18 protein-coding genes are annotated in these 17,861 nt (G+C 34.3%); 7 read left to right on the top strand and 11 right to left on the bottom strand.

What is annotated here, in order from left to right; genetic code table 11:
* Positions 1 to 20: 20 nt before the first annotated feature.
* The 10 genes from tmk to JST55_09290 form a co-directional block, all read right to left on the bottom strand.
* Positions 21 to 641 (bottom strand): dTMP kinase, encoded by a 621-nt coding sequence (gene tmk, locus JST55_09335; protein ID MBS1493703.1) that lies wholly within the window; start codon positions 639 to 641, stop codon positions 21 to 23.
* A 58-nt stretch (positions 642 to 699) separates the two neighbouring features.
* Positions 700 to 1,743: a hypothetical protein gene (locus tag JST55_09330; GenBank protein ID MBS1493702.1), complete on the bottom strand. Its 1,044-nt coding sequence runs from the start codon at positions 1,741 to 1,743 to the stop codon at positions 700 to 702.
* A gap of 19 nt (positions 1,744 to 1,762) precedes the next feature.
* Complete coding sequence (locus JST55_09325) at positions 1,763 to 2,551, bottom strand: phosphatase PAP2 family protein (GenBank protein MBS1493701.1); 789 nt, start codon at positions 2,549 to 2,551, stop codon at positions 1,763 to 1,765.
* A 5-nt stretch (positions 2,552 to 2,556) separates the two neighbouring features.
* The gene (locus JST55_09320) at positions 2,557 to 2,889 is read right to left on the bottom strand and encodes a hypothetical protein (protein ID MBS1493700.1); all 333 of its coding nucleotides are present in this window, start codon (positions 2,887 to 2,889) and stop codon (positions 2,557 to 2,559) included.
* A 3-nt stretch (positions 2,890 to 2,892) separates the two neighbouring features.
* Entirely contained in the window at positions 2,893 to 3,375 is a 483-nt protein-coding gene (locus JST55_09315) for a GNAT family N-acetyltransferase (GenBank protein ID MBS1493699.1), read from the bottom strand.
* An 87-nt stretch (positions 3,376 to 3,462) separates the two neighbouring features.
* A complete protein-coding gene (locus JST55_09310; GenBank protein ID MBS1493698.1) occupies positions 3,463 to 3,918 on the bottom strand; it encodes a GNAT family N-acetyltransferase in 456 nt (151 codons plus the stop codon).
* A 134-nt stretch (positions 3,919 to 4,052) separates the two neighbouring features.
* A complete protein-coding gene (locus tag JST55_09305) occupies positions 4,053 to 5,036 on the bottom strand; it encodes a c-type cytochrome (GenBank protein MBS1493697.1) in 984 nt (327 codons plus the stop codon).
* A gap of 778 nt (positions 5,037 to 5,814) precedes the next feature.
* Positions 5,815 to 7,716: a potassium transporter TrkA gene (locus JST55_09300; protein MBS1493696.1), complete on the bottom strand. Its 1,902-nt coding sequence runs from the start codon at positions 7,714 to 7,716 to the stop codon at positions 5,815 to 5,817.
* A gap of 24 nt (positions 7,717 to 7,740) precedes the next feature.
* A complete protein-coding gene (locus JST55_09295) occupies positions 7,741 to 8,322 on the bottom strand; it encodes a DNA-3-methyladenine glycosylase I (protein MBS1493695.1) in 582 nt (193 codons plus the stop codon).
* An 18-nt stretch (positions 8,323 to 8,340) separates the two neighbouring features.
* A complete protein-coding gene (locus JST55_09290) occupies positions 8,341 to 8,853 on the bottom strand; it encodes a DUF4199 domain-containing protein (GenBank protein ID MBS1493694.1) in 513 nt (170 codons plus the stop codon).
* A 61-nt stretch (positions 8,854 to 8,914) separates the two neighbouring features.
* Between JST55_09290 and JST55_09285 the strand changes: the two genes are divergently transcribed.
* The 7 genes from JST55_09285 to JST55_09255 all read left to right on the top strand — a co-directional run bounded on the left by JST55_09285 (position 8,915) and on the right by JST55_09255 (position 17,327).
* Positions 8,915 to 9,778, top strand: a complete 864-nt coding sequence (locus JST55_09285) for a hypothetical protein (GenBank protein ID MBS1493693.1) — start codon at positions 8,915 to 8,917, stop codon at positions 9,776 to 9,778.
* Between the two features lie 6 nt (positions 9,779 to 9,784).
* Positions 9,785 to 10,927, top strand: coding sequence for a glycosyltransferase (locus JST55_09280; protein MBS1493692.1), 1,143 nt, complete (start codon positions 9,785 to 9,787; stop codon positions 10,925 to 10,927).
* A gap of 3 nt (positions 10,928 to 10,930) precedes the next feature.
* Positions 10,931 to 12,406, top strand: coding sequence for an oligosaccharide flippase family protein (locus JST55_09275; protein MBS1493691.1), 1,476 nt, complete (start codon positions 10,931 to 10,933; stop codon positions 12,404 to 12,406).
* A gap of 26 nt (positions 12,407 to 12,432) precedes the next feature.
* On the top strand, positions 12,433 to 13,242 hold the full coding sequence (locus JST55_09270) for a class I SAM-dependent methyltransferase (GenBank protein MBS1493690.1): 810 nt from the start codon (positions 12,433 to 12,435) through the stop codon (positions 13,240 to 13,242).
* Complete coding sequence (locus JST55_09265) at positions 13,226 to 14,572, top strand: glycosyltransferase family 39 protein (protein ID MBS1493689.1); 1,347 nt, start codon at positions 13,226 to 13,228, stop codon at positions 14,570 to 14,572. Before JST55_09270 ends, JST55_09265 begins: the two co-directional genes overlap by 17 nt.
* Positions 14,573 to 14,575: 3 nt before the next feature.
* Positions 14,576 to 16,000: a glycosyltransferase gene (locus tag JST55_09260; protein MBS1493688.1), complete on the top strand. Its 1,425-nt coding sequence runs from the start codon at positions 14,576 to 14,578 to the stop codon at positions 15,998 to 16,000.
* A gap of 118 nt (positions 16,001 to 16,118) precedes the next feature.
* On the top strand, positions 16,119 to 17,327 hold the full coding sequence (locus JST55_09255; protein MBS1493687.1) for a DUF2029 domain-containing protein: 1,209 nt from the start codon (positions 16,119 to 16,121) through the stop codon (positions 17,325 to 17,327).
* Here JST55_09255 and JST55_09250 read toward each other — a convergent pair.
* Entirely contained in the window at positions 17,301 to 17,855 is a 555-nt protein-coding gene (locus tag JST55_09250; GenBank protein MBS1493686.1) for a phosphatase PAP2 family protein, read from the bottom strand. The genes JST55_09255 and JST55_09250 overlap by 27 nt on opposite strands.
* Positions 17,856 to 17,861: the final 6 nt, after the last annotated feature.

Here is a 17,861-nt window from a genome sequence, read left to right as displayed (position 1 = left end):
TTCTTATACTTTATTAGTTGTTAAAGGTTTCTTTTATGAGTGTTAATACTGTTAACAATAAATGAGTGAATATCGTTTACATTTTTTTTCCCGTCAATAACTCTGTATCTTTTTTTATTTGCCTTCGCAATTTCCATATATCCCTTTACAACTTTTTTGTAATAAGTAAGAGCTTTCTCTTCAATTCTGTCAGCCCCTTTATTCCTGAGTTTTTTTCTTTTAAAACTTTCCTGCGGAGTAATGTGCAACAGAAAAGTTATGTCGGGAGTTAAACCCGAAGTTGCTATTTTATTTACCTGATTTATATCTTTCACATCTATCTTACCGCCGAATCCCTGATACGCAGTCGAAGAATCATAATATCTGTCGCAGATTACAATATATCCTTTTTTAAGATGCGGCTTTATGACTTCATTTGTAAGCTGATATCGCGAAGCGGAGAATAATAGAAACTCCGTTACGTATTCCATTTCAATATGGTCCTTATCAAGTAAAAGGTGCCTTATCTTTTCCGAAATTTTTGTACCGCCCGGCTCGCGGACGTATATGACTTTTTTCTTTTGTGACTGAAGATACTCTAATAATAATTTTGCCTGCGTAGATTTTCCGCAAAGGTCAATTCCCTCAAACGTTATGAACATTTATCTTATTCCGTTTCTAATTTTATTTAACATACTTCATTTTAGATTTTAATAAAATTCATAATCTTATTCTATCGTTTTTTTTGAATTTATTCATCCTGAATTCTCTTAAAATCTGCTTTTCTGTGATTTTATCGTAATCTTTTTTAGTAACATTAATGAAGCTTCCCGAAAATTCAATCCACGCAAAACCAAGCGGAAATATCGTTTTTTTGTGAATTTTCTGGAAATTTACGGGAAAAATATAAGTTTTTTCTTTAGTATATAAAATATTGTAAGGAATGTTTTGGTCATGAAGCATAGATATAAATTCCCATGAAGCTGCTTTACTTCCAAATACAAAACACTCGGCAGGATATTTTTTAGTGCCTCCGTTATGCTTCCATATTGGATTGCAAACCGGCATTTTTTCCTTCTCTATAAATAACTGAAAGTGAAGATGGTTCACTGAAGCAAAAGCTCCGATAGAATTGTAGCCGATTGCAAATCCGCCCGTGTTTTTTATTAAATCCGATGCGTAATAATGAAATCTTTTTTTAAGGAACTGCGGATGATTTTTATTCTGCTCCGGAACAAGCAATGTATGATAAGGGACAAACGGAAATTTATTATAGAATAGCGATACATACATTCCGTTGCATTTGCATTTTTTAAAGCACTCTCTCTTTAAAAACGGCTTATTAAAATTGAACGAGTTCTTATCATATTTTTTAAAAACTGATTCAATTTTTTCAACTGCATTTCTTCTAGGTTTAAATGTCCGCAGCTGATTGTACTGAACATCCCACAATTCAATCAACTTTTTAAAATGTACTCTTTCAACGTTTCTCCATCCTATTTTCAGAATTTGTAGCGCTACATGATAATCATCGTTCTTTAATTTATCCGGAATATCATTTATTTCAGAAGAAAGTTTTTTATAAATCGAATCTAAACGCTTATTGATTTTCCTGTATAATTCAGGATTAAACGTTGCATGGGCTGAAAGAAGAATTAAAATCCCTAAATCACTAACATCAATTTTTTTCTTTGAAAGATTTAATAAATATTCGTTATAAATTTTTTCGAAATGTAATTTTGATTTAAATATATCAGGAAGCATCTGTCAGATTAAATATTCATTAAATATTCTTGGGTTCCCGGTTCAAAAAAATTATTTTATTCAGTGCGCCGGCATATATAAAAATTAATGCGACACAATATCCCATCACTGCGCCAAATGCAACATCCGTTCTGTAATGGAAGCCGAGCATTACCCGCGACAACGAAACAAATATCATCCACACTAACGGAGCTAAATAAAAATAGCGGAGCTTTTTATTGGTAATTGTAAAAAATAATATGCAGGAATAAACTGTACCTATGAAAGCGGAGTTAAATGCATGTGCGGAAGGAAAAGATAATGCCGGCTCCTGCAGCCAGATTTTATAGACAATGGGATTAACACCTACGGGCATTTTATTCAGCAAACTATCATTTGCCAATATTATTCTTCTCTGAGTATCGGTTAATTTTTTAAACTCTTCAAGCTGCTCAGGTAATACTTTTTGTGAGGATAAAAACTCCTGATAAGGACGCGCTTCAGGATACTTTGCCTTAATAAAATTAATAAGATACACTCCCGTGGATACAATCATTACGCCAATCAGAAAAAAGATAATCACTGACTGGTAAACACGTATAAATTTTCTTGTTGAAAAAATTAATATGGCGAGGATAACAAATAGGGAAATTATAACTCCAAAAGGATTACAGGAAAGCGATGCAAGTACCCAGAATTTTGTTGTGACACTATCGGAAGAATATGAGTTATACCCTGCCGGCAGCAGCCACATTATTAACAATAAAATACAAACAGCGGCAGCAGAATATTTTACAACGTATTTATTAAGCTGAGCAAATTTTCTCATTATAATTATAGATCAACGGGAATAAAATTAGGGAACGACATATCTGCTTCTTTCAACGTGCTGAGCTTAAATCCGCCTTTCTCCCATAGCTCATCCATTCTTGTCCAGAGCTTTCTCACGCCTTCATCCTGATGCGCTTTATCGATGTGTTCATCGCTTGCCCACTCGAAGATATCAATTAATATTTCTTCATCCTGCCTTGATTGCAGCAGCAGCGGAGTTCGGTCCGCCATATATCCGTGCTCAAGGAAGTATTTTCGTTTTTCTTTAAGCACTTCAAAAAATTCCGCCTGATTTTCTTTTTTTACTCTGTAAGGAGCAATAACGACGTAGCCCATATTTTATTTTTTATGTTCTCTGTAATATCCGTATGTATAATTATCTCTTATTAAACCTCTCTTCTCAACCAGCTTTTTCGCCCCGAAGCTTTCTATCAGTGTCTCCAGAACCAGCCCGCATGAATCAGTTTTTTCCGAGAGAGTAATGCTGTTTTCCAAAAGCAAAGTTCCGATTCCCTGATGCCTGAATTTTTTTTCGACAAATAAATCATTCAATAGCCAGATTTTCTTTAACTGAATTGTAGAGAAAAAGGGATAAAGAATTGCAAAGCCGGCATACTCAGTGTACTCAATGATTCCGCTGTTGTACATTACACTTGCAAGCAGAACGGTGAAGTCGCCGTCGTGAAATCTTTTGGTTAAAAATTTTTCTTCAGCTACAGGAACTGAGTGAAGTCCGAGAGATACCCTATAGTTGTGAAAGAGCTTGAAGAACTCGGGAAGATATTCTTCCTCAAGTTCTATTATTTCGCTTTTTTCTGTCATAGGTTCAGCATTAAAATTTAAAAAATTAAATTCTGCCCGCTGCCCCTTAGCATTATACTTTGTTGATTGTATTAATTATATTCAATTTTATTTATTAAACCAATAATAGGAGTAAAAATTATCGTCCTGCACGAAATCATTTTTATCGTAAACACTTTGCGCAGTTGTATTTGTCTTTGCAGTCTGAAGCATCAGCCCCGCATAATTTGTTTCTCTTGTAAGCTCTTTTGATTTTTCAATTAGCATCGATGCCGCGCCAGACTTCCTGTAATCTTCCTCTACATATAAATCGTTCAATAGCCATAAGCGTGTTATTCTTGTTGAAGAAAACATTGGGAAGAGCTGAACAAATCCTATATAACTATCGCCGCTTTTGGCAAGATAAATTACAGATTCTTTATTGGTTATCCTTTCTTTAAGGAACTGCTTCTCGCCTTCTGTATCAGGCTCCTTTTTATAAAAGATTCTGTATTTCTGAAAAAGAGCAGAAAGCTCATCAAGACTATCCAGTGAAGCCGGTTCAATTTTTATGTTATTCTCCATAACTAAAATTACTTCAGGGCGTGAAAAGAAGAAAGCAAATAAACGGGTATAAAAAAGAGGAAAAGAGGAATAAAAAATAAAACCTCTCCCGGCAGGCAACGCAAGAAGAGGTTTTATGTGTGATTACAATATTGTTAGAACTTACTTGGAAGCTTGAACTTCTCTACTTTGTTTGATACAGGAGGAAGTGTTCTTAAGTAATCATATATTGAACCGAGATCTGATTCACTCATTTGTCCAAGGAAAGTCCACGGCATTATTGAATTAAACTCGCCTTCTTTCCATGTTGTGCTTTTATACTCAGGTGTTGTGCATGCTTTGAATCTTTTTATAAAGTCATCTCTTGTCATTTTGCCGATACCAGTTTCCATATCGGGAGTAAGGTTGGCAGTAGTATTTACCCAGGGACCGACATTGAACTCTACTCCGCCGGCAAATTCTTTCCCGGGAATCGGTACACCTTTTTCAGATTGAGTATGGCAGTCACCGCAGCTTGCAGAAGTTACCAGATATTTTCCATAAGCAACTGTGTTGCTTCTCTCAGGAATAGGCTGATGGTTTGGAGGTGCAGGAATTGTTCTTATAATAATACTCATAGGGAATTTCACTTCATGTTTCGGCACTTCATTTTGTATCGGAGTCAAGGTTCTAAGATAAGCAATGATTGAGTAAATGTCTTCTTTATCCATCTTAGCAAAATTCGGATAAGGCATTATTGGGAAAAGCGGCTCGCCGTCTTTGCTTACGCCGGATGTAATTGCTCTGTAAATTTCACCGTCAGTCCATCCGCCGATTCCTGCAGGAGTGATGTTTTTAGAAGTAAAGGTTCCGGGTAAACCGAGTGTCTCATCGAATTTTTCTCCGCCTTTTCCTTCGGTGCCGGGAATAACCGGACCTGTTAATTTAGACCAGTCTCTTGTCGAATGGCAGTCTGCGCATCCTGCAACTGAGCTGAAAAGATATTTACCGCGCTCAAGACGCTGCTCAGTAATATCAATTTTTATATTGGGAGCTTCGCCTACAGCAGGGAATTTTTTCTGCATATAGACGTAACCAGATACTAATCCTATTGCAGCTACAAGCAATAAGATATAGATAATCTTTAGGAATTTTTTCATCACACAAATTTAATTTTATAAATAAAACGAGAAACTCTTAGTATTGGATTTTAAAATTTCCTCTAATTTTTGTGCGAGTAAATAGGAGGCTGCGCGAGTGGTATATAAGTAGTTTATTCGTATTACAGCTAAAAAAGTTGCAAGCCCCTTAAACGTATATTAAATTATAATTTTATTTCCCGAAGTTCTAAATTTCATTTTCGAATTTTAAAAATAAGCCGGATAAAAGTCGGGTTTTTTATTTAAGAATTATGATATAAGATTTAAGATTTTGAATTAAATCACTATGTTCAGGATTTCGTAATAAAGTCGGGAAATAGTCGGATTCTATCAATTACGAATTGTAACATAATTATCACATTTTATAAACTGGTCTTCATATTTTACAATTACAAAAAGTCGGGAAATGGTCGCATTTTCTGTTCATTACTAATTGCTAATTGTTAATTGCAAAAAGTCGGAAAAAAGTCGGATTCTCATTTCAATTACGAGTTACGAATTGTAACATAATTGTCACATTTTATAAAAAGGTCTTCATATCTTACAATTTGCAAAAAGTCGGGAAACAGTCGGATTTTCATTTTCCGTTCTTGTAATAACAATACCGCCTCTTTTATTTCTTAATCTTGACGGGTTTTTGACGGATTTCTGCAAAATAAGTTACAAGTTTTTATGTAGTAAAGTCAGGGGGTGACTTCACTTTACAAATATAATATAGTTAGATTTATAAGTAAAGAAGTTTTGCCCTATTAGTAGGTATAGGGCAAAACTAAAAAATTTAATCTTCGGCTATAACAATTATTTTGTCTTCAGCATTCAGAGTTACTTCGTTGGATTTTAACGGATTCACATACACGCCGTATGCTTTTTCAACATTGTACGACTCGGATTTTATTCTGTACCCAATTGCCACGTGTCCTCTTTGCGCAGCTGATTCAATAATAGTATAAAAATCTGTTTTTGAACCCGGTACAATATAATCGCTTGCCGGCTTTAAATAAATTTCAGAACCGTCTGCATCGAATAAATCATCGAAGACATGTTTCAGCTCTTTATTTTCCGATAGCTGTGTGAGCAGCAAGCTAATCAGTTTATTGCTGACTACAAAATCATCTGCCTTTGTAACTTCGGCAAGCTCTTTATCTTTCACATCGAGTATTTCACTGACGATGCTGAAGTTATAATTATTTTTCTCTGCTATGTTTCGTAAATGGAGCAGCGTTATCAATGCTTTTGCATCGGCAATTTTTGTATTAAACTTATCCGCATAGCACAATAAAATTATATGTTCAAATTTTCCGTCAGCAACGGATTCTAAAAATTTTCTTTCAGTGGTATTTCCTTCAGTGAAAATAAGTTTAGCATTTTTTAGTGTTTTGCCCATCTCATCGATTTCTGCATGATACTGCTGGAAATCTGAACAGACAGTAATGGTAGAATTAGGAGCAACATATGAATCAAGCTCTTTAATCAATAAACATCCCGTCTGATTCCATCCGAGAATTAAAATATCTTCTTCTTCCGATTTGCTTATTGCCGACTTTGAAATTATTGATTCGTTTATTTTATAATTTAAACCTGAATACTTAATTTTATCATCATCTTCCGCTATTGCTATTACTTTATCATTTGATGTGATGACAGTATCCATTGGTGGATTTATTACAACTTCGCCGTTTGCCTTTCTTAATCCCATTACTGTGGATTTTTCAAAAGCAAAAAGTGAATCCTTAAATGTCTTTCCTGCAAGCTGCGGAACGTTCTCAAAATAAATTTCATCACCGTCAAAATCGAGTAATTCAGTATAGACAACTGATAGCCCTGACTGTCTGCATGTCTGCGCAATTACTCTTGAGATTAAATCTTTAGAGAGTACAAGTGTAAGTTCATCTTCTCCAACGGTCTCAGCAATTTCAACATTTTTTTCATCGGATAGCTCGGCAACGATATGATACTTCCCTTCTTTTCTTCCGGGATTTTTTGTTAACGCTAATAAAGTTTTTATAACCTGAATGTCCGGTTCATCTTCTTCAGGTGAAAGCACAACTATTGAACGGGCAAAGTGAGGATTTACAATTTCAAGATCATTTAAATCAATCGGGTTTCCGTTTCTGCAGATAATTTTAGTATTTTTTGTATCCGGTATCCGCAGGTCAATTTCATCTTCCATCTCAACTTTATCCTTATTGGCAAGAATTACAATGGAAGGTTTCTTCTGATTTTCATTTGCAATGGTAAGCTCGGAAATAATAGTAAATATTTTTTCAGACCAGCCGAGAATAAGCGTGTGATTATTTTCCATCACGGGAGATTTTCCCTTTCGGAGCTGTTCAAGTTTATTGTTTATACCTGTACCAAGAACACCTATGAGAGTTGATACTATAAAAATTCCCCCCATTGTAACAAGAAAAGTTATTATTCTGAAATCCCATCCTATATCGCCGGCCATAGTGCCCGAATCCATAGCTCGCATTAAACTTTGCCATGCAGCTTCGATAAAGCTCATAGATTCTTCCTGCCCTTCCGGGTGTATGCCAATAAGCGCAATTATAGCAGCAGCTAATATTACTATTAAAAAAGAAAGTATTCCAAGTGCTACAATTAATGCTCCGGGACCTTTTGACATTAAATTATCAAATTTATATCGGAATACATTTGAGAAGGTTCGTTGATGTTTCATTTATATGTTAAAATTAATAGGGGATTATTTTTTAGAAACTGTTTTGTAACGATGGCATGTTACAATATGGTCGTTCACCATTCCTGCTGCCTGCATGTAGGCATAACAGATTGTTGAGCCGACGAATTTAAATCCGCGCTTGAGTAAGTCCTTGCTCATTGCATCGGATTCTTTTGTCTTTGCAGGAATATCTTTCATGCTTGCTCTTGCATTCTTTAATGTCTTGCCGCCTGTGAACTGCCAAATGTATTTATCGAAAGTGCCGAACTCTTTTTGCACTGCAAGGAATGCTTTTGCATTTGTAACAGCTGAATAAATTTTCAGTTTATTTCTTACTATACCGGGATCATTAAGAAGCTCTTCAATTTTATTTTCATCGTACTTTGCTACTTTCTTAGGGTCGAAGTTATCAAATGCCTTTCTGAAGTTTTGTCTTTTGTTAATGATGGTTGACCAGCTTAATCCAGCCTGAAAGCCGTCAAGAATTATGAATTCAAAATGTTTTCTGTCATCATGGAGCGGTGTACCCCATTCTTCATCGTGATAGTTCATCATAATCTCGGAGCCCTTGCACCAGTCACATCTTACAATTTCTTTTTTTGCCATGTAGAATGAAAAATAAAATTATTGTTTTGCTTTTTTCTTCGATATAAATGCTGCTAGTAAAAACGAAGCAATCATTCCTGAAATAATTGTGAATGAAAACTGCTGAAGCATCAATGTTACGGGGCTTGAGTTTGCAATAAGAGTTTTAATTGAACCTGTTTTCTTCAGAGAGTCCAGACTTGTACCGTTAATTTCAGGTATCATGCTTTGTTTAATAGAAGCAAAGAATCCTGTATTAATAAATTTATAAAAAATAAAAATAAAAATTACTATAACAATTGAGGCTACTAAGGCAGTTGTAAAACCATATTTCATGCCTTCGCCATAATAAAATCTTTGCTCACTTAGAGAATTGATTTTGTGCTTTATCGGAAAATAAAGAAAAATATAAAGGACTACGTTAAGCAGAATAAAATCCAGAAAAAATTTTGCAGTAAAATTAATTGAGTTACCGAAAACAAAAAAAAGAATAAGGGTAATTACACTGTAAACAATTCCGGTTATCAATCCGTACTTTAAATTAATATGCATGGTATTTGAATGTTAAGCAGTAAAACTAATGATTAAAAATGAAAAATAAGATTGTAAAAGAATGTCCTTTAAGAATGTCTTTTATGAATTACATTTCACTGCTATTAATTTTATATTGATAATCGTCAAAATGCAGGGAAGAAAGTATAAAATATCGACTGTAACCATATGTTTTAATGATTTAGAAGAGCTGAAAAGAACATGTAAATCTATAGATTTACAGGCACAAAAACCTGACGAGCATTTAATTGTAAATGCATCTACAAGTCCCGATATTGACAGCTATTTAAAGTCAATTGAACTCCCTTCTTACAGAAGATGGGAAAATATTAAAGACGAACATATTTCGGCAAGCTTTAATGAAGGCGTGCTGAGAAGCAAAGGAGAGATAATTCATTTATTAAATGCAGGCGATGAGTATTATGATGAGAGCATTATAAAGAGAGTTTCGGATGAGTTTGAGAAGGATGATGGACTAATGTGGACTCATGGAAATTATGTTCAGTACAGAGGCGGAGCATGGGTAGTGACAGGAAAGGCATTCAGACGCGAGCATTTATACAGAGGGATTTCTACAATTGGTCATCCTACAATGTTTGTGAAAAGAGATCTGTACAATAAACACGGACTCTTTGATAAAAACAAACGCATTGCAATGGACTATGATTTTATTGTGAGGATTGCCGATGAAAAATTTAAGTATATTGATTACCCGATTGTAAAATTTTATCCCGGCGGAACAAGCAGTGAAAAACAGTCGCAGGGCAAACGCGAGGAAAAAGAAAGCTATATAAAATACAGAGGCAATAGTTTAAAAATGCAGCTGTGGTTTTTGCGTTCGAACTTACTGGATAAAATTACAAATACAAAGTTAGGCGCCAGGCTTTTTCAGTTAAAGAATAAGAATAAAGTTTTAAAACAATAAGAGTCTTTGAAGATTATTATAATAGGTACGGCATACCCGATGCGCGGAGGAATGGCTCATTTCAATGAGTTGATGTATAAATATCTCTCCAAAGATAACGATGTGAAAATATATTCATTCAAGAGACAGTATCCTGAATTTTTATTTCCGGGAAAGACTCAATACGAAGAAGGCAAACCGTTAACGGAGTTTAAGGAAGGCAGCAATATAATTTCGATTGATTCTATAAATCCGTTCAACTGGATTAAATGGGGATTTAAAATCGCAAAAGAAAACGCCGACTTAATAATAATAAAATACTGGATACCGTTCTTTGCTCCTGCGTTTTTTACATTGGCATGGATTATCAGACATTTTTCAAAAGCTAAAGTTTTATTTCAGGCAGATAACGTTATTCCCCATGAAAAAAGGTTTGGCGATAAATTTTTAACGAAGCTTGCATTAAGCCAGGGTGATAAGTTTCAGGTGCTATCGGAATCAGTTGCAGAAGATTTAAAGCTCTTCAATAAAAAAAATAAACCCGTCATTCATTCAAAGCATCCCGTATATAATTTATTCGGAGAGAAAGTAGTGAAGACTGAAGCGAGGGAATATATTAAAAAGGAATTCGGAGTTGATGTAGTAAATAACAAAGTAATTTTATTTTTCGGATATATAAGAAAATACAAAGGACTGAATTATTTGATAGATGCGATGAAAGAAGTTGCGAAAGAAATAGATGTTAAGTTATTAATAGTTGGTGAGTTTTACGAAGATGAAACGAAATATAGGGAGCAGATAATGCAGAACAATTTAGAAAAAAATATTTTTGTTGTATCTGAGTTTATGCCCAATGAAAAAGTAAGATATTTCTTTTCGGCAAGTGATGTTGTTGTGCTACCGTATAACTCGGCTACTCAGAGTGGAATAACACAGATAGCTTACTTCTATGATAAGCCTGTTATAGCAACAAAGGTCGGCGGACTATCGGAAGTAATTTTAAATGAGAACACAGGATACTTAGTTGAACCGAAGAACAGTTCAGAGATTGCTAATGCAATTTTAAAATTTTATAAAGAGAACAAAGAAGAAGAGTTCAGCAAAAACGTAAGCGAGGAAAAAAAGAAATATATGTGGGAAAGTTTTGTTCAGGAAATAATTGCAGGATAAATATTGTTAGAGGACTTAAAAAATACAATAAAGCATTCAGCCGTTTACGGACTCAGCAGAGTTGCAAGCAAAGCGCTTTCTTTTGTGTTTATTCCGCTGTACACTTCAGTATATACTGCGGAATCATTTGCAAATATAAATCTGCTTGAAACATTCTGGCAGTATTTATTTACAATATGTCTGTTCGGATTTGAAACTACAATCATAACACATTGTTCAACTGAAACCGAAGACGGTAAGAAGAAACTGCTTTACAATTTTTTTATTATTCTGTTATTCAACTGTGCCGTTTTTTTAATGCTTGGTTTAACCTTGAAGCAAAATTTTTCAAATCTGATTTTAAATGACAGCGCCCATAGCAACGTTATTATTTATTGCTTCTTGATCTGCATTTTTGAGTCGTTGATAACAATTCCACTCTCCATTGCACGATTGAAAAACAAACCCGGACTATATACGCTTATAGCGCTTTCCAGTTTGTTCATTAATTTTTTCCTTCAGATATATTTTGTCTTCTTTAAGAGATATGATTTTGATTTTGTATTTATAGCAAAGTTTCTCGGACCGTTAATTGTCTTTGCTTTATCATTACCGTTGATCTTTGCAAACATCAAAGCAAACTATGATAAAGATAAAATTAAGGACATTCTCAATTTTTCGTTTTTCTGGACACTGTATGCAATACTTGGAATGTTCCTTAACACGGTCGACAGGTACATACTTGTTGAATATGTTTCCAAGGAGCAAGTTGGGATTTACACATTGGGTTACAGTGTAGGAAGCCTGACAAATTCACTGATTATTATTCCTTACTCACTTGCATATACCGGAATTTTTTACAGGAAGGTAAAAGAACCAGATGCAGGAAGATACTTCACCAAAATTTCGACATATCTTTTTTTCTCTATGATACTTGTGTCATTATGTGCATCGCTGTTCATTCCTGAGGCAATAAAAATATTTGTAAGAAATCCCAAGCTTTGGGATGCCGTTGATACTATAAGAATTGTGCTTTTTTCCAACTGCATATTTGCAATTTTTTATGGTTTCATTTTTTCATTCCTTTATAAAAAAGAATCTAAAATAGTTACTTACTATACCGCAATAGCGTTGGTATTTAACGTAGCGGGAAATTTTATTTTTATAAGGTACTATGGGATTTACGCAGCAGCAGTATTATCAGCAGTCTCATATCTGCTGTTGATAATTTTGCTCTACAGAAAATCCAGAAATTATTATTTCATTAAGCTCGAAGTGAATAAATTAATTTTACTTGGCTTGCTTTATATTGGGCTCACATATTTATCCACTCTTTTTAAATTTAACAACTTATTTTTGGACTTAGGTCTGAAGTTGCTTTTACTTTTTGTGTTTTTTGTATTTTTATTTTTAGGCAAATTTTTTGAAGATGTGGAACTGCTTGCCATTAAGGGGGCTCTCAATAAATACTTAAAGATTAACTTGTTTAAAAAAAATTAATAATAAAGAATTCATAACAATATAAAATGAAATACGATCCAATTAAAAATGTTTTCGCAAAAGCTGTCGCAAGAAATACTTTCTTAAGAAAAATATTCTATTGGCTGCTTGATCTTATGTTTCTCCGTTCATGGCATGTGAGAAAAATGATAAGAGAAATATTTCCGGACACAAATAAAAAACTTGATATATATGATGCAGGCATGGGCTTTGGTCAATACTCTTATTTCCTTGCTAAACGATTTCCAAATTGTACAATATTAGGTGTAGATGTGAAAGATGACCAGGTTGCTGACTGCAACTATTTTTTCAGCAAAGCAGGATACAAAAATGCTAAGTTCGAAATTGCCGACCTCACAAAAATAAACATAGAGAATAAATACGATTTCATTCTTTGTGTTGACGTAATGGAACACATTGAAGAAGATGAGCTTGTCTTTAAAAATTATCACCGGGCTTTAAAACCCGGAGGTAAGCTTTTAATCAACACTCCATCCAACTTAGGCGGAAGCGATGCGCACGATGAAAGTGATGAAAGCTTTATTGAAGAACACGCACGATTAGGGTATTCAAAAGAAGATATTGAGGGCAAACTGAACAGAGCCGGACTTACAATGACTCACTTCAAATATGCATACGGAAAATACGGAACAATATCGTGGAGATGGGGAATAAAGTATCCAATCCTTATGGCAGGCGCATCAAAGATTTTAATTTTAATATTGCCGTTCTATTATATTTTTACTCTTTGGTTTGTTCTTATTTTAATGTGGCTTGATGTAAGAACGGATAATCCCGAGGGCACCGGCGTAACTTTAGTTGCAGAAAAAATTTAACATAAGTTTATTGAACACTGCAATTGAAAATAAATCGTACAGCAAAATACTGTGGAGCATTATATCTTTATCATTCCTGATAAAAATTCTGCTGACATTTTTTCTTCCGTCGGAAATCCGCTCAGATAGTTACGTTTACCACTCGCTTGCGCAAAGCATAGTAAACACTTTCACATATTCATTTGAAGGGAAACTTACCGGAGTTATTGCTCCCGGCTACTCTATTTTTCTTTCAGGATTATATTTCATTTTCGGTCCGGAACAATTTTACGTAAAAATAATTCAGTCTATCTTAGAAATATTTACATGTTACTTATTTTTTAAAGTCTGTCTGAATTATTTTGATGCTAAAAAGTCTTTGATAGCCCTTTCAATTTTTGCATTCTTCCCTTCAAATATTTTATTCAGCCAGACTATTCTGACTGAGCCTTTGTTCGGCTTTCTTGCAATTCTGATTTTATTTTTAGTTTTAAAAGATAATTTTGTAAAATATATTTTTGTAATCGGGCTATTATGGGGATATGCAATTTTAATCCGTTCGTCTTTTGCTCCTTCGATATTATTAATTCCTTTATTTTTATTTTTTTATAAAAGAAAAGAAATTAACTTTAGCGGAGTTTTAAAATATTCCTTATTGTTTTTCATAGGAGCATTTCTTGTTATCTGCCCCTGGCTTATCAGAAACAAAACAACACTGAATACATTTACTATTGCCACACAGGGAGGATTTACTTTCTGGTCGGGCAGCAATCCTGATGCAACGGGAACATGGTATCACAAAATAGAGGAGTCTAATCCGTTGTTCAACATCGAAGATGAAGCACAGAGAGATAAAGAATTTTATAAACTTGGAATCGACTATGCGCTTCACAACCCTCACAAATTTTTAGTTACAGGGATAAAGAAGCTCGGTTATCTTTTCTCAAGTGAGCGCATGATAGTTTTGTACTTTACAAAAGGTGACGGGAAAGAGTCGACATCTACACAGGTTTACAAAAGCGTAAATCCTTTGCTCATAGCTTTAATAAATATTCCGTATTTTGTAGTGATGAGCCTGGGATTATGGGGACTCCTTATGATGAAACGGAAAACATTTTTTATCTGGGGAATGATATTCAGCTGGCTGTTCACATTTTTTATGTTTGTTGCGTTGGCAAGATATCATTACGTACTTGTTCCATTCTTTATAATAGGAACTGTATATTTTATTTATCATTATAAAACCGATTTCAGCGGTATCGCTAAATGGAAAAAAGCTACAGCGGTACTGTTCAATTTATTTCTTCTCGGTGTTTGGGGAGCAGAATTTTATTTATTATATTTCAAATAAGAAATTATAGTGATCGATTTTAAGAAAAATGCAGAAGAAAAGAATTACTGGAGGAAGAAGAATAAATTTTATTACGAATCTCTTGAAAATCTTTTTAAAAACTTAATTCCTGCGAATGCCTCTGTGCTTGAAGTCGGCTGCGCTGAAGGAGATTCACTTCATGTTATCGGAAATAAAGATGTAGCAGGATTTGATTTCAATCCCTACCACATACAAAACGCAAAAGAAAAATATCCGTCAATAAAGTTTTATTGTTTAGATGCTGAAGCTCCTGATTTCAACGAAAAGGCAAAGGAAATAAATCAAAAGTTTGATTTCATAATCTTATGTGATTTGATAGGTACATTAAATGATATACAGAATGTTTTTGAAAGACTTAAAGTATTCTGTCATTCAAGAACAAAGGTAATCGTAACATATCGAAATTATTTCTGGAACCCGGTTTTAAAGGCAGCGGAATCTCTGGGATTAAAAATGAAAGAAGGCGAGCAAAACTGGCTGTACATTCACGAAATTAAAAATCTTTTGTACTTGGCGGGATTTGATGTAGTAAGAACGGGAAGCATGATTTTAATGCCTCTGAAAATTCCGTTCATTACTTCCTTTATCAATAAATATTTTTCCAAGCTTCCTTTAATAAAAAGGTTGTGCCTTACGGGATTTGTAATTGCTAACAACGATATTTCAGAAGTAAAGGGAAGCAGTGATTATAAAGTTACAGTTCTCGTCCCTGCAAGAAACGAAGAAGGAAATATTGATAACATAGTAAAGTTAATTCCACAGATGGGCAGCGGCACTGAAATAGTTTTTGTGGAGGGAAATTCGAGTGATAACACTTATCAGAAAATCGAAGAAGTTATTAAACAAAATCCTGATAAAGATATAAAACTTTTCAAACAGCCCGGTAAAGGTAAAGGCGATGCAGTAAGAAAAGGATTTGAAAATGCTACGGGGGATATATTACTGATACTTGATGCTGACTTAACCGTTGCACCGAAAGACTTACCGAAATTTTACGATGCTTTAAGCACAGGCAAGGGTGAATTCATAAACGGAAGCAGACTGGTGTACCAGATGCATGAGAAAGCAATGCGCAGTTTGAACAAAGCAGGGAATATTTTTTTCAGCAACGTATTCAGCTGGCTGCTTGAACAAAGAATAACCGATACACTATGCGGTACAAAAGTTTTATTCAAAAAAGACTACTTGAAAATTGTTGAGAACAGAAAATACTTCGGTGACTTTGATCCGTTTGGAGATTTTGATTTGTTGTTCGGAGCTGCAAAGTTAAATCTAAAAATAATTGAAATCCCTGTCCGCTATGGTGAACGCACCTATGGCGAAACAAATATAAGCCGATTCCGTGATGGCATGATGCTGCTTCGTATGTGCTTCTTTGCTATGAGGAAGATAAAATTCAATCTGTAACCTGTATTTGCAAAAGCAAAAAAAAATATTACTCATCTTAATACTCTCTGTATTATTTACTTTATCCTTAGTAAGAATTATCTTTTTCATTGAGCAAGTCAGCAGGCAAAGTCTTCAAATGGATTTTACCGCATATTACACTGCGGGAAAAGTTATGAACCTGGGACTGAATCCATACAAAAATTACATAGGTGAAAACTGGAATTTATGGGACGGAGTTGCACAGTTCAACCACAGCAGATTTCTATATCCCCCAATAGCCGGGACTTTTTTTCAGCCGCTTGCCAAACTTAATTACCATTCAGCAAAACATATCTGGAATTACCTGAATTTCTTTTTTGTAACAATCTCAGTTTTTATCTGGTTGAAAATTTTCAGATTTGATAAAAATGTTTTCATTCTTTTAATAACAGGGATATTCACTTTTAACTTCTTTCCTTTCTATGCTTTACTGGAAAGAGGGCAAATTGACGGAGCAACATTTTTGCTTCTGACATTGGGAATTTTTTTTGTAAAGCGCTCGAAAGAAAAGTCATCTGGATTATGGTTTTCATTAGCTTCAGTTTTCAAACTGTACAGCATTCTGCTAATTCCTTTTTTGCTCATAAAGAAAAAATATAAAACAGCTATATTTTTCATTTCGGGTATTGTAGTTATAACAGGTATAATGTACATCGTTAACGGAAGTTCACAGGTGAATGATTACATTCTTAATCAGGCTCCCCGAATTTCTCAATACGCAGAAAGCGGTACAGATGACATGAGGCCGGATTCGTGGATACTAAAATATATCTTCAGGATTTCAAGATATGCAGTTTCTATGGTTGACGGAAGAATGTATTTAACCGAGTCGATAAGTTTTTTCTCCAATGCATCTCTGGTTAGATTAATAGTTTCCGGTCAATTGGCAATCGGGATAAATATTCCTGCAACTGTATGGTCACTTTTATTAATAATTCCGTTTATTATTTACCTCTATAGACATATTGGCAGATATGAAAAAATTAATCTCTGGATAATTTTTATTCTCATTATTTTGATTTTTAGTCCTTTTACCTGGCTGATGAATCTTGTTTGGCTTATTCCTGTTTTTTTACTGACTCTAAAATTAATTAAAAATGCCGAGTATAAAAATATTTCATTTGCTTTAATTGTAACAGGATTAATAATAATTACATTGCCTGATTATCAGAGAACATTCATCGTTATGCTGGACAACATTTTAAAGCTCAGATATGTGACTGGTGAATTGTTGATTCTTGCAGGAATGCTTGCTCTTCCGAATTTTACAAAAGGAAAATTAAAACCTGAGCTTAAAACTCTTTGAAATAAATTTCCAGATATAAATAAAAATCCATGCAGCAAAAATCCCAAGCAGCGCGCCTCCTATAATATCAAACGGATAATGCACGCCCACAAAAACTCTTGAAAGAGCAACTAATGAGGCTGCCGTAAACAAAACATAACGGACATTTTTATAGAAGTAAGAAAATATTGTTGCAGCTCCGAAGTTATTTATTGCGTGAGATGAAGTGAATGAAAAAGAGTCCGTGCAGTTTACAAGCAAGTGAACTCCCTGCAAAGCATTGCACGGACGAATTCGATGAAATAAATCTTTTATATAAAAACTGTTTACCTGATCAGTGACTACAACAAGAAGTAAAGCCATTACAACTGCAACTCTTCCTTTAGCTCCTCCTTTAATAACTAACCACCCAAGCAAAATAATATAGACGAGCATCCAGTGATTACTTTCAGTAATAAACGGCATTACCTTATCAGTCAGAGGATTTGCGCAAGTTTTATTTATAAAATAAAAAAGCGAGGCATCTATATTTTGGAAAAAATCTCCCATTTATTT

This window comes from Bacteroidota bacterium (genome assembly GCA_018266835.1).
Classification (GTDB): Bacteria; Bacteroidota; Ignavibacteria; order Tepidaquicellales; family Tepidaquicellaceae; genus JAFDZO01.
Note: the sequence above shows the minus strand (reverse complement) of the source record. Positions and strands in the feature narration are given on the sequence as shown.

What these genes read in the sequence shown, in the direction of transcription:
- tmk (MBS1493703.1), bottom strand. Translation starts at nt 641, where the DNA reads ATGTTCATAACGTTTGAGGGAATTGACCTTTGCGGAAAATCTACGCAG.
- JST55_09330 (MBS1493702.1), bottom strand. Translation starts at nt 1,743, where the DNA reads ATGCTTCCTGATATATTTAAATCAAAATTACATTTCGAAAAAATTTAT.
- JST55_09325 (MBS1493701.1), bottom strand. Translation starts at nt 2,551, where the DNA reads ATGAGAAAATTTGCTCAGCTTAATAAATACGTTGTAAAATATTCTGCT.
- JST55_09320 (MBS1493700.1), bottom strand. Translation starts at nt 2,889, where the DNA reads ATGGGCTACGTCGTTATTGCTCCTTACAGAGTAAAAAAAGAAAATCAG.
- JST55_09315 (MBS1493699.1), bottom strand. Translation starts at nt 3,375, where the DNA reads ATGACAGAAAAAAGCGAAATAATAGAACTTGAGGAAGAATATCTTCCC.
- JST55_09310 (MBS1493698.1), bottom strand. Translation starts at nt 3,918, where the DNA reads ATGGAGAATAACATAAAAATTGAACCGGCTTCACTGGATAGTCTTGAT.
- JST55_09305 (MBS1493697.1), bottom strand. Translation starts at nt 5,036, where the DNA reads ATGAAAAAATTCCTAAAGATTATCTATATCTTATTGCTTGTAGCTGCA.
- JST55_09300 (MBS1493696.1), bottom strand. Translation starts at nt 7,716, where the DNA reads ATGAAACATCAACGAACCTTCTCAAATGTATTCCGATATAAATTTGAT.
- JST55_09295 (MBS1493695.1), bottom strand. Translation starts at nt 8,322, where the DNA reads ATGGCAAAAAAAGAAATTGTAAGATGTGACTGGTGCAAGGGCTCCGAG.
- JST55_09290 (MBS1493694.1), bottom strand. Translation starts at nt 8,853, where the DNA reads ATGCATATTAATTTAAAGTACGGATTGATAACCGGAATTGTTTACAGT.
- JST55_09285 (MBS1493693.1), top strand. Translation starts at nt 8,915, where the DNA reads ATGTCCTTTAAGAATGTCTTTTATGAATTACATTTCACTGCTATTAAT.
- JST55_09270 (MBS1493690.1), top strand. Translation starts at nt 12,433, where the DNA reads ATGAAATACGATCCAATTAAAAATGTTTTCGCAAAAGCTGTCGCAAGA.
- JST55_09255 (MBS1493687.1), top strand. Translation starts at nt 16,119, where the DNA reads ATGGATTTTACCGCATATTACACTGCGGGAAAAGTTATGAACCTGGGA.
- JST55_09250 (MBS1493686.1), bottom strand. Translation starts at nt 17,855, where the DNA reads ATGGGAGATTTTTTCCAAAATATAGATGCCTCGCTTTTTTATTTTATA.